Genomic DNA, 15428 nt, shown 5'->3' with positions numbered 1-15428 from the left:
TCCGGTTCAGTTTTCCGGTGCCGTGACGCGGCGCAGAAAGGCGATCAAATCTTTGCGGTCATCCGCTTGTGTAATCCGTTGCATGGGCATCTTCGATCCCGGAATGTAATGGTCTGGTCCTTGGTCGAAAAGGGCATTTATCGTCTCGTCATTCCAAATGATATCAGAGTCTTGCAGCGTGTCCGAGTAGAAATATCCCGGTAAGCTGCCCGCCCGGCGACCAAACACACCAGAGAGCGTAGGTCCAGCACGTCTGTGCCCGTCCGCCGTCAGGCTGTGACAGATCGAGCATTTGCGCACGAATTGGCGTTCGCCATTATTCATCTGGTCAGGGTTCTTCAGAAAACTTGGTTCAGTCGCGGCCATCCGTTGTTGATCATTTAGGTCAGATACCGGCCAGCTATACATCGCCTCATCTATACCACCTGCATAGATGTTTTTACCATCGGTTGAGAAGGCCAGCGCCCAGACCGGGCCGCGGAGTGTGGACCGGAAATCCTGCGCGATGCGCCAGTCGATGGTATCGACCAACATGATATGACCCTCACCATCCCCCACCGCCAGCAGGCGGCGGTCCGGGCTGAGAGCCAGCGCAAGGATTGGACGGCGGTCCAGGGTGAAATCATGCTCGTCGCCTGTAGTCAGATCACGAATGCGCGTGACGCCATCGACGGCCCCATAGGCAATCCAGTTTTCATGGGGATTCAGGACCAGTTCGTTGATGCCGAACCCGTTATCAACCAGTCGCAGTTTTTCCTGACCGGTTGCGACATCCCAAAGACGAACCGCCCCATCAACCCCGCCGGTATACAGCGCATCCCCGTTTGGTGTGAACACAACAGCATTCACACCGCTGCCTGTGGGCCCCAATATCCTTGGCTCTGACCCGTCAAGCGGCCAAACCCCTATCGTGCCGTCCCAACTGGCAGTGGCGATGTAGGAGTCTGAAACAGCAATATCGACGATCTTGCCTTTGTGCCGCCCGAGGATTTGGCCATCCGGCCACCGGCGCAGGGTAAAGTCGTCACCAGCAGAATAGATCGCTGTGTCGCCAAAGGCGACGCTGTTCACGGCAGCCTCGTGCCCTTCAAGCCATTGCGGCGTGCGGTCTGACCACAGGCCGACGGAGTTGTCGAAGCTGGCCGTCGCAATCCGGCCGTCCGGCGCGGCGGCAATCCCCATGATCGGTCCTCCATGACCTTTGAGCGTAAAGAACTCGGCCATTGCGGGCAGGGGGGTCAACACCAGTGCAAGGATTAGACCGCGCATCTATTCCGCAGGCGAGGCCGCTGCCTTATTGGCCTCTTTTTCCTGGACCTCTTCCAGCCAAAGCGAGTGGTGCTCACGCGCCCATTGTTCCTCGACCTCGCCGGTGCCCATCGCGTCGAAAGCGCCCTCCATGCCCACCGAGCCCAGGTAGATATGCGCGATGATGATGGCGATGAAGACATAGGCGACCATCACGTGCCAAACCTGAGCATATTGCATCTCTTCTTGGGGGGACATCTGCACCGGAAGGTTCAGACCCAACATCTGCGGGATGCCGGTGGCATTTGCGATTGAGAAGGTCTTAGCAAACAGCGGCATCTCAAACGGGAACAGCAGAGACAGGCCAGACAGGCTGATCGATACGCCCAGCAGGATACAGGCCCAGAAGATGATCTTTTGACCCGCGTTGAATTTTTTGGCCGGGGGATGGCTGCCTTTCGTGAACAACCCGCCGCCGGCGGCCAGCCATTTCAGGTCGGTGCGGTTGGGGATGTTGTGGGCGATCCAGTTCACAGTGACCATGATCAAACCAAGCATGAAGGCCCAGGCGAGGTTGTTATGCAGCCATTTGCAGCCCTGCGCTATGGCTGCAAAACCTTCTTTCCCGAAGATCGGGATCAGAAAGTCTCGACCATAAAGGGTCAGCAAACCGGTCAGGCCAAGGATCAGGAAAGAGCCCGCGAACAGCCAATGTCCGAACCGCTCAAAGCCCGAGAAACGCGTAACCGTGCGTCCCGTCTTTTCACCATCAATGCGGATTTTACCCCGGATCAAGAAGAACAGCAGCAGAATGCCAAGCATCCCGGCCAGAATATACGTGCCGTAATCGCGCAATGGGCCTGTTCGGAAATTCAACCACCACATGCCACCGTCCTGTATCAAGACGCTGGCCGCAGGACCGTTCGACGAAACCGTCACATCCGCCGAGCCATAGCGCAAAGCGCGATAGACGTCGCTGTCAGACGCCACGCCACGTGTGCCCAACTGGCCCATCAGACCTTCGGCGTTGCCTTGACCGGTGTTACCTGAGCGATAACCGTTATCGACCGTCTCGCCACGCTGCCGGGCCAAGATATCCTCGAGCGTGGTCGCACCACCCGTCGAATTGCGATCCGGAGCATCCTGAGCAAGGGCAGGAACAGTCAAAACAATGAGACAGAACAGAAGTCGCAGGAAAATCATATGAACCTCGTGACGCGGTCATTGGCGTAGGCCCGATTGCGGGCGGGCAGAGATTTTTCGTCGAAAAATCTTAGTGCTCCCCGGCACGCGGTACGCGCCGGGGAAAGTTCAGCTATGGATCAGCCGTCTTTTTGGTCGTAGGCCGTGCCCCAACCCCAGGCGCCAGACCCGAAACCGCGCGCCACGACGCGTTCGCGATAAATGGCCGATACCACGTCGCCGTCACCGGCAAGCAGGGCCTTGGTGGAACACATCTCGGCGCAGATGGGCAGTTTGCCTTCTGCGATCCGGTTGCGACCGTATTTGGCGAACTCTGCGGTCGAGTGCGTTTCCTCGGGGCCACCGGCGCAGAAGGTACATTTGTCCATCTTGCCACGTGATCCGAAGTTGCCCGCCTGCGGGTATTGCGGCGCGCCGAACGGGCACGCATAGAAGCAATAGCCGCAGCCAATGCACAGGTCCTTGGAGTGCAGGACGACCCCTTCTTCGTTCTGATAGAAGCAGTCAACCGGGCACACCGCCATACAAGGCGCATCCGAGCAATGCATACAGGCAACCGATATCGAGCGTTCGCCCGGGTCGCCGTCATTGATCGTCACCACTCTGCGGCGGTTGATGCCCCAAGGCACCTCGTGCTCGTTCTTACACGCGGTTACGCAGGCGTTGCATTCGATGCAGCGTTCAGCGTCGCAGAGAAACTTTGCTCTAGCCATTGTCGTCCTCCTTACGCTGCTGAGATCTTGCAGAGAGTCGCTTTGGTCTCCTGCATCTGGGTTACTGAATCATAGCCATAGGTCTGGGCGGTGTTCGAACTTTCTCCCAGCACATAGGGATCAGCGCCTGAGGGGTATTTGTCCCGCAGATCCTGACCCTGGAAATGGCCGCCAAAGTGGAATGGCATAAAGGCCACGCCGGCACCAACCCTGTTGGTCAGCATCGCCATCACCTTGACCTTGCCGCCCTCAGGCCCTTCGACCCAGACCTGAGCCCCATCGCGAATGCCCAGATTGTTGGCATCACGGGGGTTGATCTCGACAAACATGTCCTGTTGCAACTCGGCCAGCCAGGGGTTCGACCGGGATTCCTCGCCGCCACCCTCATACTCGACCAGACGACCAGACGTCAGGATTATCGGGTAATCCTTTGAAAAGTCGTTCTTCTGGATCGAGGCATACAGGGTTGGCAGGCGATAGGACTGACGATCCTCATAGGTCGGATAGTCTTCTACCAGATCGCGCCGGTTGGTATAAAGCGGCTCGCGATGCAACGGGATCGGGTCCGGGAAAGTCCAGACCACGGTGCGGGCCTTGGCGTTGCCAAAGGGCGCACAGCCATGTGCAATCGCAACCCTCTGGATGCCGCCTGACAGGTCGGTTTTCCAGTTGGTCTTTGGCCCCGCAACGGCGTCAATGGCCGCACGTTCTTCGGCCGTCAGATCGCCGTCCCAACCAAGATCCATCAGCATCTGCATCGTAAACTCAGGGTATCCGTCCTGAATTTCCGACCCAACGCTATAGACCCCTTCGGCCAGCAGGTTGTCACCATCACGTTCCACGCCAAAGCGCGCGCGGAAGGTCAGGCCACCTTCGGCCACCGGTTTGGACATGTCATAGAGGTTTGGTGTCCCCGTATGACCCATCTCTGGCGTTCCCCAGCACGGCCAGGGCAGACCGTAGTATTCGCCGTCGTTTGGTCCACCTATAGCTTGCAGCGTGGTTCTGTCGAACGTGTGCTGATTGGCCATGTGGCTTTTCAAACGCTCTGGCGACTGGCCGGTATAGCCGATGGTCCAGAGGCCCGAGTTGAACTCACGCGTGATGCTTTCAACATTCGGGGTTTCGGCATCCTCCATCTCGATATTGCGGAAGAACCGATCCGCCCAGCCGAATTTGTTGGCGAACTTGGCCATGATGACCTCGTCCGGCAGGCTTTCGAACAGCGGTTCGACCACCTTGTCGCGCCACTGCAACGAGCGGTTCGAGGCCGTGACCGAGCCACGGGTTTCGAACTGCGTACAGGCCGGCAGTAGGTAAACGCCATCGGTCCGATCATGCAGAACGGCGGAAACGGTGGGATACGGGTCGATCACGACCAGCATGTCCAGCTTTTCCATCGCCGTCTTCATTTCCGGCCCGCGGGTTTGCGAGTTCGGTGCATGGCCCCACAAAACCATGGCGCGGACATTGTTGTCCTGATCCATGTTGGCGGGGTCTTCCAGAACACCGTCGATCCAACGAGAGACCGGGATGCCGCGCTCGTTCTGCAGCGGTTTATCCTTACCGTCCTTGTCTTTGATCGAGGCGAACTGGCCGGACAGCCATTCAGGGTCTTCACCCCAAACGCGCGCCCAGTGGCCCCATGCCCCTGCGGACAGCCCATAATAGCCGGGTAGGGTGTGGGACAGAACACCAAGGTCCGTCGCACCCTGCACGTTGTCGTGGCCACGGAAGATGTTGGTGCCACCGCCCGACGTTCCCATGTTGCCCAACGCCAGCTGCAGCACGCAATAGGCGCGTGTGTTGTTGTTGCCATTGGTATGCTGGGTGCCGCCCATGCACCAGATCACCGTGCCAGGACGGTTGTTGGCCATGGTGCGCGCCACGCGCTTAAGCTGTGATCCGGGTACGCCGGTCACACGCTCAGTTTCTTCCGGGTTCCAGTTGGCGACCTCTTCACGGATCTGATCCATGCCCCAGACACGGGTGCGGATGAACTCCTTGTCCTCCCAGCCGTTGTCGAAGATGTGCCAGAGGATACCCCAGATCAGAGCCACGTCAGAGCCGGGGCGGAACCGGACATACTCATCCGCATGCGCTGCGGTGCGCGTAAAGCGCGGGTCGCAGACGATCAGCGGCGCGTTGTTCTGTTCTTTTGCGCGCAGAACATGCAGCAGAGAGACAGGGTGTGCCTCGGCCGGGTTGCCACCGATGATGAAGATAGCCTTGGAGTTGTGGATGTCGTTATAGCTGTTGGTCATGGCGCCGTAGCCCCATGTATTCGCAACACCTGCAACAGTGGTCGAGTGGCAGATACGGGCCTGATGGTCCACGTTGTTCGTGCCCCAATAGGCGGCGAACTTGCGGAACAGATAGGCCTGTTCGTTGTTATGTTTCGCGGAACCAAGCCAGTACACACTGTCCGGTCCGGATTCTTCGCGGATGTTCATCATGCCGTCGCCGATCTCGTTGATCGCCTCTTCCCAGCTGATGCGCTTCCACTCGCCACCTTCCTTTTTCATCGGATATTTCAGGCGGCGTTCACCATGGGCGTGCTCACGGACCGAGGCCCCCTTGGCGCAGTGCGCACCCAGGTTGAAAGGGCTGTCCCAGCCGGGTTCTTGCCCGATCCAGACGCCGTTCTGCACCTCGGCCACAACGGTACAGCCGACCGAGCAATGCGTGCATATGGATTTAATGTTTTCGACGGCTTGATTGGCCGCTGACTGGGCACTGGCTGGCGTCACGGTTCCACCCGTGGCGCTGATCGCGGCCAACCCGCCGATCGTCAGGCCCGATCCGCGCAGGAATGCGCGGCGATCGACGGTTTTCTCGCCGACCTGGGACAGGATACTTGTCCGCTGGGAGCGTCTCGCAACCCCGTTGGTCTTTTTCCTAAGCATTTCTTTCCTCCCTTGCTGGCCATGTTTTCCATGGCTGGCTTGGTCCTGTTGGTGCCGACGTCAGGGCCAATCGCAACCGTCAGTCGGGTGGTGACATCGTCCGGGGCTCAGAACCGGGCGCTGTCCAGATATGCGCGCGTATGCGCGGTGTCCTGCATGCGGGTTTCATCCGTTGGCAGCTCGGCTGCCTCGGCTTGTCCGCTCAGGCTGGCGGCGGCGACTGCAGCGGGCGCTGCGGTTCCGGCCAGTTTCAAGAAGTCACGGCGCGTGGCGCCTTCTTCCTTGGTTTTGCTCATGGGATCCTCCTTTCCCAATTGCGATCTAGCGCCTATTGGGGCGCTGGCGAATGGCGGGATCATCCCGCCGTCATTCGAAAGGCTTCACGCTCGATTTCCATGAAAACCCGACCGGCGGTGCCGACCGAGGCATAGAAAACCGAGTTTTCCGCAGCTTCCAAATCTGAATAGAAATGTGCGGCCCAGGGGCCGATGTGTTTGTTCCAGAACGCTTTTTGATCTTCCAATGAGGCGGGCGCGCCAAAGCGACCGACGATCATACCCGCCATCATCTCCATCAACGAGGCGATATTGTCTTCGGGTTCAAACACGTTCTGCGCCCGTGTGATCTGACGAACCGCCATGTCGTTGCGCAGTTGCGCCAGCGGTTTTTCGTTCAGGAAACCAGTCAGGTAGAAACTGGCATAGGGCAGCAGTTCTCCGCGTCCTAGCCCGATGAACAGGGCATTGAATTCGCGTTCGGCAGCCGCGGGTTTGGTCACCTTGGCGACCCGCGACATGGCCTTGATAGCCTGACCCAGATCGGTTTCATCGCCGGTCAGACCAGTAACCTGAGACAGCAGCATCTGATCCGGAGGCGCCGCAAGCAGCAGCCCAAGGAAGTTATAGAAATCCGCGCGCAGACGATCCTCGGCTGAGACGTCCAGGTTTTGCGCGTTGCTTGCGGTCATACGGTTATCCTTCGTATTCAAACTTCATGCGGCGTGGGGCAGGCGTAAGCTCTGCCTCTTCCGGGTCGTCGATTTCAGAAATCATTACGGGTCCTGCCGAGTGTACCTCGGGCGTTTCGGGCAACTCAGGCTCAGGCTCTGGTGTTGGGTCTTCAACCTCAGGCGCTGCGTCTTCCTCTTCGGTCTGAGCGGCCAAAGCTTCGATATGGGCCAGCATTCCCTTGCCGACCTGATAGGCGGTCTGGATATTTTCGATCACGCAGGCGGCGTCGGTATAGTCCTCGCCGTAATCCACCAGCCCATCGACATTGGCCAGAACCGGGTTTAGGCGCCAGAGCTGCCGAAGGGCGCGGCGGCGCAATCGGTCAGGCACTGCCTTGGCCATAAAACCCGAGACGTCGTCACCAACTTGCAACTGATCAGGGTCGGGCAAATTGAATTCCGCCAGAATTTCAGCGTCAGTCTTTTCTTCCAGCTCGCCCCGCTGTTCAGCGAAAGCCTGTTCTTGTGCTGCTACAACCTCAGCTTTGGCCTCAGCCTGAACGGCGGCCTTGCGGCGCGACCAGAAATCGCGGGTTTCGGTCATTGCACGATCCTCCGCGGGGCGCGGAAAACATCCGAGTCCTGCCGGATGCGTACATCCCCTTTGCCGTCCTCAACCAGATCGGTGCGTTTCTTATCACGGCGGCGCTTGACGAAGACTTCGTTGCGATGGTGTTCCAGAGCAAAGTCACGTACCCAAGCGATCAGCCCATCAGTCATTGGGATTTTCTCGACAAGCTCTTCGCCGGTATCGGCGTAGTCCTGTCCTTCGAAGGGTGAGGCGGTCACCAGCACAGCGTCCATCGGTTGTGTTCCATCCAGCGCATCGCGCAGGACCAGATAGATCGAGGGTTGCCCGTCCGACAGGTTGACCATGTAGGCTTCGGCCTCATCTGACCACAGGGTCAGCGGCAGGGTGGCCGCGTGGTATTCGACCGCTTCACCCTCGCGCCGCATCTCCAACCAATCGGCCGGTCCAGCGCCGGGCAGCACGGCGACGGCGCGCCAGTTCCATTGCGCCCAGCGTGTAACCCCGGGTGTTTTGCGCACGACGACGCCGATTGGCATTTCAATCTGGCTGGCGGCCTTGGCCACTAAGTCCTCCCTGGAAAGCTCTCCCCTGCCTTCCTCAGGGTCTACTATGGTACACAAAGTAGCTTCCTGCCAAGTCCTTGGGTGGTCGAATATGCACCCTTCACCGATTGTTTACGGTCCTCGCGGCTCTTATCGGGCTTTGTTCCGGCGATCCGGCCCCCACGGGCATTGCTACTTTCTTCAGAGGTTCTAAGCTGACCTTGGACTGGGGAGGACATCCGGGGGAGGTTATGGGTACGAGATTGCTGCTATGTGACTGTGCGGGAACGCAAACCATTGACGCTGAGAAGCTATCGTCAGCTTGCGATGTCGCCTGCTCCAGAATTCACACCGCATTATGTACGAAAGAACTGGAATCCGCCGCCAAGCCGCTGCAAGAGGGCAACGTCGTAATTGCCTGTATGCAAGAGCAGGATGTTTTCCTGGCATTGGCCGATGAGTTAGGTGTCGAGGCGCCGGGCTTTGTCGATCTGCGCGATCGGGCCGGGTGGTCTGAACAAGGGCAGGATGCCGCCCCCAAAATGGCCGCGCTAGCTGCTGAGGCGGTATTGCCTCAGCCGATCACACGCAGCGTGGATGTGGTCAGTGAAGGGACATGCTTTATCGTCGGGCCCGGCGCGCTGAGCTTTGAAGTGGCAGAACGCCTGTCGGACCAGTTGGCCGTGACGGTCTTGGCTACTGATGACATGGACCCCATGTCGCGCAGCTTTGATGTGGTGCGCGGGCGCGTTCGTACTGTGAAAGGTGCGCTGGGCGGGTTTTCGATAAAGCTGGATGCGTTGCAACAGCTTGAACCCGGTGGGCGCGGGGCCTTTGGCTGGACCGAACCGCGCGATGGGGCGAACTCCTCATGCGATATGGTTGTGGATCTGACCGGCGGCACGCCTCTGGTTCAGGCCCCAGCCAAGCGCGAAGGGTATTTGCGAGCTGATCCCAAAGATGCGGTCGCTGTCGAACGGCTGGCGTTTGAGGCCATGCAACTGGTCGGGACATTTGAAAAACCTCTCTATGTCCGGTTGGAAGAATCCCTCTGTGCGCATTCCCGTGCCGAACAGGTCGGGTGTACGAATTGCCTGGATATCTGCCCGACGGGGGCGATCACCCCTGCGGGCGAACATGTAGCCATCGACCCTATGGTTTGCGCGGGATGCGGAGAATGCGCGGCGGTGTGCCCTTCGACTGCGATCACATACGAGGATCCGCCCGTTTCTGCGCTGCTGTCACGGATGCACATTCTGTCGCGAACCTACCGGCGTGCAGGCGGGCAAGCACCCCGACTGTTGGTGCATGACGCGCATGGGGCCGAAATGATCCGTCTGTCCGCCCGTTTCGGACGCGGGATTCCAGCGGATGTGATCCCGCTAGAACTGAACGTGATCTCGGGCTTTGGCCATGCCGAGATGCTGGCCGCGCTGGCGCATGGGTTTGCGCGGGTTGATGTGCTGCTGGCCCCAACAACCGAAAGGGATGCCTTGGACCGCGAACTGGCGCTGGCGCAGGCTATCGCTGGGACTACAGGGTTGGCACTGATCGACGAGGCAGACCCCGATGCTCTGTCCGACCTGCTATATGCGCAGGACGTGCCGCCCCCCTCGGCTGACACGGTTCTGCCGCTGGGAAATCGCAGGCAGATTACGCGACTGGCCGCACAGGCGCTGAACCCGCAGGCCGCAGCCCCGTTGCCCTTGCCCGAGAATGCACCCTATGGGGCCATCGCGGTGGATACGGATGCCTGTACATTGTGCCTCAGCTGCGTGTCCCTTTGTCCGTCAGGCGCTTTGGCCGACAACCCGGATATGCCGCAGTTGAATTTCCAGCAGGACGCCTGTCTGCAATGTGGTCTGTGCCGGACAATCTGTCCCGAGAATGCAATAACTCTGGTTCCGCAACTGGATTTAAGTGATGCGGCCTTGTCTCAGGACGTGTTGAACGAAGAAGACCCTTTTGCATGTGTGGAATGCGGTGCCCTCTTTGGTGTCAAATCGACCGTCGAACGTATCATGGAAAAGCTGTCTGGTACGCATCCGATGTTTGCGACATCCGAGCAGGCGCGCATGATCCAGATGTGTGACAACTGTCGTGTGAACGCGCAGTTCCAACACAAGGACAACCCGTTTCAGTCAAACCCGAAACCCAAAGTCGTCACGACCGAGGACTATTTCTCGAAAAGAAAGGATCATTGAAGCTGTAGCGGCGCGCCCAGATCTGCTGCCTTGATGGCCGAGACAAAGGCCAGAATGGCCTCTAACTCCTCTAGCGTCATCTCGACCGGGTGGATTGGAGGGGGACGCAGAGGATCGAAGGGTGGGGTTATGTCCTCAATCTGCGTGAAAGCGGGATGAGGGTTCAGGGCAAAGAAGGCCTCGAACCGTTCGGACCAGTCCGGCATAGCCCGCAGCACGGCAAAAGAGGGGGTGGAGCCAAGCCCGTTCATTTGGTTCTCTGGACCGATCACATGGCACCGCCCGCAATGGGTCATCGACAATTCCGCACCCAGGACAGCGTCGCCTTCGATCTTCGGACCCTCTGTTGCGGCTTCGACAGTGAAACTGGCCGAATAGGACGGGCCGCTTTCGGGGTTAAAGCTTTCAACGGTGCGTTTGCCGATGTCAGAAAGCAGCCACTCCCGAAACCGAATCTGCCTTGGGTCGTCCACAATGCGCAGGTGATAGGTGACGCCATGACGCTCGAATACCGGATCACCTGGCGGTGAACCGCCCAAAGCCATAGCGCCGGAATCGTCTGCAACGACGCGTATCCCGGTCTTGAGAGAAAAACGCGGAAGAATATGTTGCAACAGACCAGAGTCTGTAACCTCATCCGGGGCGGCAAGCCCCAGCGCCTCTTGCGACCAAGAGGGGGTAGCAGAGAGCAGCAAGCTCAGGCAAAAGAAGGTAACCCGCATGAAGGCAGCTTATCGGCCTGCGCCCGAATGCGTCAAATGAACGAAAAAAAGACGGAGACACATGCAATGAAACGTATCCCAACGACCGGGCAAACCAAAAGGGTAATGGCATGAGTGTTCGTGACGCGGTTCTGGCGAACCTGAAGAAAATCACCGATCCGGTTTCAGGCCAGGATATCGTCAGCGCCGGAGTTGTCCGCGCGTTGAATGTCGATGGCGATACAGTGCGGTTTGTGCTTGAGATTGATCCGAAACAGGCAGAGCGGATGGAGCCGGTGCGCGCCGCCGCCGAGCAGGCTGCGCAGTTGGTGGAGGGGGTCGACAAGGTTTCCGCCATGATGACCGCGCATTCCGAAAAGGCCCCGCCCGAGCTTAAGCCCAAGCCGAAACCGTCGGAGACCGGGCCGCAGGCGGTTCCGGGCGTGGATCGGATCATCGCTGTGGCCTCCGGTAAGGGCGGCGTTGGCAAATCTACCGTATCCGCAAATCTGGCCTGTGCTCTGGCAGCGGAAGGGCGTCGTGTTGGTCTGTTGGACGCGGATGTCTATGGCCCCTCACAGCCCCGGATGCTGGGTGTGTCGGGCCGTCCGGCCAGCCCAGATGGCAAGACGATCCTGCCGCTGCGCAATCACGGCGTCACGATGATGTCGATGGGGCTGATGACCAACGAAGGTCAGGCGGTCGTCTGGCGCGGCCCGATGTTGATGGGGGCGCTGCAGCAGATGATGGGGCAGGTGCAATGGGGCGCATTGGATGTATTGATTGTCGACCTACCGCCGGGCACCGGCGATGTGCAACTGACGCTCAGCCAGAAGTTCAAGGTGGACGGGGCCATCGTGGTGTCGACCCCGCAGGACGTGGCCCTGATCGACGCGCGCAAAGGGATCGATATGTTCAATCAGCTCAAGACGCCGATTATTGGGATGATCGAGAATATGTCGACCCATATCTGTTCCAGCTGCGGGCATGAGGAACATGTGTTCGGACATGGCGGCGTCGCCGCTGAGGCCGAGGCGCTGGGCATTCCGCTGCTTGGTGAGATTCCGCTGCATCTGGATATCCGGGTTGCGGCGGATGGGGGAGCGCCCATCGTTGTCAGCAAGCCGGACAGCGCACAGGCCGAAGCTTTCCGCAAGATTGCCCGCGACATGATCACCAAGGGCAATGCATGACCCAGCCGGTCTTTCCTCCGTTGCTGACTGGACATGCCGTTCAGGGCGGGGAAGACCCGTTCGAACGCGCCCAGGCGATGGCTGCGCTGGGCTGTGATGCCGGAACGGTGGTCTACAACATTCAGGCCAACCGTTTGCGCGTTGCCATTGTATTTGCACCTGAGGTTCCATTGCAGGACGCCATGGTGATGTTGCCGCTGTGCGGAGTTGGGTTTCAGAATGCGCTGGGCGCTCTGGCCCCGCCCGAGGTTGCCGTTCATCTGGACTGGGGCGGCCCTATCTGTGTGAATGGTGCGACCTGCGGCAAGTTTCAGGTTGCTGCGTCGACTTCAGACCCTCAGATTGAGCCTGACTGGTTGATTGTCGGCTGGGGGCTGGCCTTGCTACAGACCAGCACTGCGCCAGGCCAGACCCCGGATATCACAGCGCTCTATGATGAAGGGTGTGCCGAGGTCCAGCCTGTCCAGCTGGTCGAAAGCTGGTCGCGCCACATGCTGACATGGCTCAACCGCTGGCAAGAAGACGGTAATGCGCCCCTGCACAGCGAATGGTTGGGTTTGTTGCGTGGTGTTGGCGAACCCTATGGCGAGATCGGGGTCTTTTTGGGCACTGATGAACGGTTTGGTATGCTTATCCGCAATGGTGCGGACACCCGCCTGCACCCGCTGACTAACTTACTGGAGAACGGATAATGAAATTGGCCCGTGCGATCCATTTCGATGAAAGCGACATGAATGTGTTTCATTCTCCGGCGAGAACGGGTGAGTGGTGCATTTCCGGCGGGTTCGAGTTTTCGAATTGGGGCGAAGGCGATTTGGAGGGTAAAGCCCGCCAGGCCTTTGCGAATGGTTGGTTGGGGGTTGAGACATTCGGCCGGGCGACCTTTGTAGCGGTGACGCAGGTTGAACAGGCCGAGATAGACCAGATTGCCCGGAATTTGGCGGAACATTTCGTGCAATTCTACGGAGCCCCATCGGTCGAGGCCGCCATGGGTGTTGCGCAGGAAGAGATCGCGCATATGGCAGAGCTATGCGATGATCACGCCGCCAATACCTTGCTGACGGTCGCCCGTGAGCTGTCTGAAACCGGGGTGCTTGAGGCGTTTCGCATCATCACACCGCAGGAAACCCAGCTTGAGGCGCTGGCCGTCCACGGATCGCTGGACGAATAGGGCTTAAAGAAGATCGGCAAACCCGCCGAACTGACCGCGTTTGAAGATCAGACCTTTGCCGGTGCGGTACATGGCCTGTTCTACTTCACCCACGATGATCAGATGATCCCCTGCCTCGTGCCGGGCATGAAGCTGGCAGTCGAACCGTGCCAGACAATCCGCCAGACGAGGGCGACCACGGTGATCTGCGGCCCAGTTGGCATGTGAAAAATCCGCACCCTCGCGCGCGAATTTTAGGGCCTGTTCCTGCTGTTCCTCAGCCATCACATGGATCGAATAGTGATCGCAGTCTTTGAAAGCGTCGAACCGGTTTGAATCCTTCGCCAGGCACCACAGCACCAGCGGAGGCGTCAGCGAGACCGAGGAAAACGAATTGACCGTGATTGCGCGGGGCCCCAGCGCTGTTTCGGTGGTGACAACGGTGACGCCGGTTCCGAAACACCCCAATGCCTCGCGAAACGCGGTGCTGTTGTCCGGGGTTGGGGTGAAGGTGCGGTCCGTCATCTCACGCTCATTCTGTGGCCGCGCCTCAGGTGCCACGGCAAGTCGGGATTGTCCATGAAAAGCTGCGCCTGAGGTGCATATTTCGCCCTCAGTTCAGGTCCTCAAGCAGACGACCGTGCCGGCGGGTTGCTTCGATGACCTCGCCAAACGTATTCATCCCGCGCGCTTGCAGCATTGGAAGCATCCGAACCAGCGCCTCGGCGGTGGCAACTGCATCACCCAATGCCGTATGGCGCAGCTCATGCGGAATTGTAATGTCCAGCCGTTCGCACAGCGCGTCCAAAGTGTGCGTGTCGCTGGCGCCGAACAGGACCGCAGATAGCAGGACCGTATCCAGTACGGGATGCGTCCACTCAACTTTCATACGGTCAGCGTGGCGTCGTAGAAACGCCATATCAAAAGGTGCATTATGCGCCACGATTACAGCATTTCGCGCGAATTCGTGAAAGATACGCCCGGCTTCGGCGATTTCCGGCGCGCCTTCGACCATTCGATCCGTGATCTTGTGAACCTTGGTCGAGGCGGCAGGGATCGGCATGACCGGGTTCACCAGCATATCCAACCTTTCGCCTTCGACCATCCGTCCATTTACCACACGGACTGCGCCGATCTGGACGATCTCGTCTTTGTGCGGCAGCAGGCCTGTGGTTTCGGTGTCGAAGACAACAAAACAAAGCTCGCGCAGAGGCAATGTCTCGAATGATTGGTCGGTGGATGTGTTCAGCAAACCAAAGTCATAGACCAGAGGTCTGGCAGCCTCAGGCGCTATATTGGCGGCGCTGTCATCTAGGATTAGCATATAGCCGGAAGTTTCCCCCAGCGGTTTCATGCGGGCTGAATAGGTCTGCGCCCCATCAATGCTGGTCAGCGAACAGGATGCCTCCATCCCGGTCTTGGCCAGTTTGGCATAGGCTTTCTGCAGCGCGTCTGGCTGGAAGTAATCGAACAGTGGCGCATTCAGGCGTGGATGCGAAATCTGTGCCAGAACCTCGGCCGCCTGTCCGTCATACAAAACGAGCCTGTGAGAGGGGCTAGCCAGCAATATGGCTACAGGAATTTCAGTCAAAAGCGCCCTAAGCCTTTGCTGTTCCACAGCCAGATGCTCGGTTTCAGCAGCGACAGCCTCTGCCACGCCCATGGTCTTGTCGGACAGTTGGTTGGCCAGACCGGCAGCCGCAGGGGCCAAGTCGCCAAGATACCGCGCGGCTTGCAGATCGAGGTCGCGGCTGACACCGGCATGCGCTCGTGCGCGCAGTTCAGCGGAAAGCCTTTCGATCGGCTTGGCGACATTATCATCGAACAATAGCCAGACAGCGGCGATCAGGGCCAGCAGACCGAACCCGATGACGATCTCTGCAAAGATGAACGCGTCAAAAAGGGCCGGATCCGCCGCCCGCCTGTAGCTGACCCAAAGCGCAACCGAGCTGACGGCAACCCCGCCGACCGCCAGTAGGCAGAAGAAGAGGAAAATCCGCAGGCGCAGGCTTAATCGGGTCAGCATG

The 15428-nt window shown here is 59.0% G+C and carries 15 protein-coding genes; 4 read left to right on the top strand and 11 right to left on the bottom strand.

The genetic code is table 11. The features are described 5' to 3' along the window. Positions 1-6: 6 nt before the first annotated feature. From AC2FIP_RS04530 to AC2FIP_RS04495, 8 genes are all read right to left on the bottom strand, one after another. The gene (locus tag AC2FIP_RS04530; RefSeq protein ID WP_496785314.1) at positions 7-1269 is read right to left on the bottom strand and encodes a c-type cytochrome; all 1263 of its coding nucleotides are present in this window, start codon (positions 1267-1269) and stop codon (positions 7-9) included. Further along, a complete protein-coding gene (locus AC2FIP_RS04525) occupies positions 1270-2451 on the bottom strand; it encodes a formate dehydrogenase subunit gamma (RefSeq protein WP_496785313.1) in 1182 nt (393 codons plus the stop codon). It lies immediately after the preceding gene. A 119-nt stretch (positions 2452-2570) separates the two neighbouring features. Beyond that, entirely contained in the window at positions 2571-3164 is a 594-nt protein-coding gene (fdh3B, locus tag AC2FIP_RS04520; protein WP_085821701.1) for a formate dehydrogenase FDH3 subunit beta, read from the bottom strand. An 11-nt stretch (positions 3165-3175) separates the two neighbouring features. Then, positions 3176-6070, bottom strand: a complete 2895-nt coding sequence (locus tag AC2FIP_RS04515) for a formate dehydrogenase subunit alpha (RefSeq protein ID WP_496785311.1) — start codon at positions 6068-6070, stop codon at positions 3176-3178. Between the two features lie 107 nt (positions 6071-6177). Beyond that, the gene (locus tag AC2FIP_RS04510; protein ID WP_142634359.1) at positions 6178-6366 is read right to left on the bottom strand and encodes a ubiquinol-cytochrome c reductase iron-sulfur subunit N-terminal domain-containing protein; all 189 of its coding nucleotides are present in this window, start codon (positions 6364-6366) and stop codon (positions 6178-6180) included. Positions 6367-6425: 59 nt separating this feature from the next. After that, positions 6426-7037 carry a TorD/DmsD family molecular chaperone gene (locus tag AC2FIP_RS04505; protein WP_271946579.1) on the bottom strand — a complete coding sequence of 204 codons (612 nt, stop codon included), beginning with the start codon at positions 7035-7037 and terminating at the stop codon, positions 6426-6428. Positions 7038-7041: 4 nt separating this feature from the next. Beyond that, positions 7042-7623 carry a DUF3306 domain-containing protein gene (locus AC2FIP_RS04500; protein ID WP_496785309.1) on the bottom strand — a complete coding sequence of 194 codons (582 nt, stop codon included), beginning with the start codon at positions 7621-7623 and terminating at the stop codon, positions 7042-7044. Continuing rightward, positions 7620-8174, bottom strand: coding sequence for a DUF3305 domain-containing protein (locus AC2FIP_RS04495; RefSeq protein ID WP_142634353.1), 555 nt, complete (start codon positions 8172-8174; stop codon positions 7620-7622). The genes AC2FIP_RS04500 and AC2FIP_RS04495 overlap by 4 nt, the downstream gene beginning before the upstream one ends. 230 nt (positions 8175-8404) lie before the next feature. Between AC2FIP_RS04495 and AC2FIP_RS04490 the strand changes: the two genes are divergently transcribed. Continuing rightward, positions 8405-10357, top strand: coding sequence for a 4Fe-4S binding protein (locus tag AC2FIP_RS04490; protein WP_496785308.1), 1953 nt, complete (start codon positions 8405-8407; stop codon positions 10355-10357). Here the strand turns inward: AC2FIP_RS04490 and AC2FIP_RS04485 are convergent. Beyond that, positions 10351-11079, bottom strand: a complete 729-nt coding sequence (locus AC2FIP_RS04485; RefSeq protein WP_496785307.1) for a hypothetical protein — start codon at positions 11077-11079, stop codon at positions 10351-10353. The genes AC2FIP_RS04490 and AC2FIP_RS04485 overlap by 7 nt on opposite strands. Positions 11080-11189: 110 nt before the next feature. Between AC2FIP_RS04485 and AC2FIP_RS04480 the strand changes: the two genes are divergently transcribed. Genes AC2FIP_RS04480 through AC2FIP_RS04470 form a run of 3 tightly spaced genes read left to right on the top strand, consistent with a single transcriptional unit; the run spans position 11190 to position 13422 of the window. Continuing rightward, positions 11190-12251 (top strand): Mrp/NBP35 family ATP-binding protein, encoded by a 1062-nt coding sequence (locus AC2FIP_RS04480; RefSeq protein WP_496785305.1) that lies wholly within the window; start codon positions 11190-11192, stop codon positions 12249-12251. Beyond that, on the top strand, positions 12248-12943 hold the full coding sequence (locus AC2FIP_RS04475; RefSeq protein ID WP_496785304.1) for a biotin/lipoate--protein ligase family protein: 696 nt from the start codon (positions 12248-12250) through the stop codon (positions 12941-12943). The genes AC2FIP_RS04480 and AC2FIP_RS04475 overlap by 4 nt, the downstream gene beginning before the upstream one ends. After that, positions 12943-13422 (top strand): DUF6505 family protein, encoded by a 480-nt coding sequence (locus AC2FIP_RS04470; protein WP_496785303.1) that lies wholly within the window; start codon positions 12943-12945, stop codon positions 13420-13422. Before AC2FIP_RS04475 ends, AC2FIP_RS04470 begins: the two co-directional genes overlap by 1 nt. Positions 13423-13425: 3 nt before the next feature. Here AC2FIP_RS04470 and AC2FIP_RS04465 read toward each other — a convergent pair whose 3' ends face one another. Both AC2FIP_RS04465 and AC2FIP_RS04460 read right to left on the bottom strand, forming a co-directional pair. Beyond that, positions 13426-13926, bottom strand: a complete 501-nt coding sequence (locus AC2FIP_RS04465) for a flavin reductase family protein (protein ID WP_281994740.1) — start codon at positions 13924-13926, stop codon at positions 13426-13428. An 88-nt stretch (positions 13927-14014) separates the two neighbouring features. Further along, positions 14015-15427 carry a 3'-5' exonuclease gene (locus AC2FIP_RS04460; RefSeq protein ID WP_142634338.1) on the bottom strand — a complete coding sequence of 471 codons (1413 nt, stop codon included), beginning with the start codon at positions 15425-15427 and terminating at the stop codon, positions 14015-14017. Position 15428 lies beyond the last annotated feature (1 nt).

The sequence above is a fragment of the Ruegeria sp. CDSB114 genome, from assembly GCF_059611025.1.
This window is presented reverse-complemented; position numbering and strand designations above follow the sequence as displayed.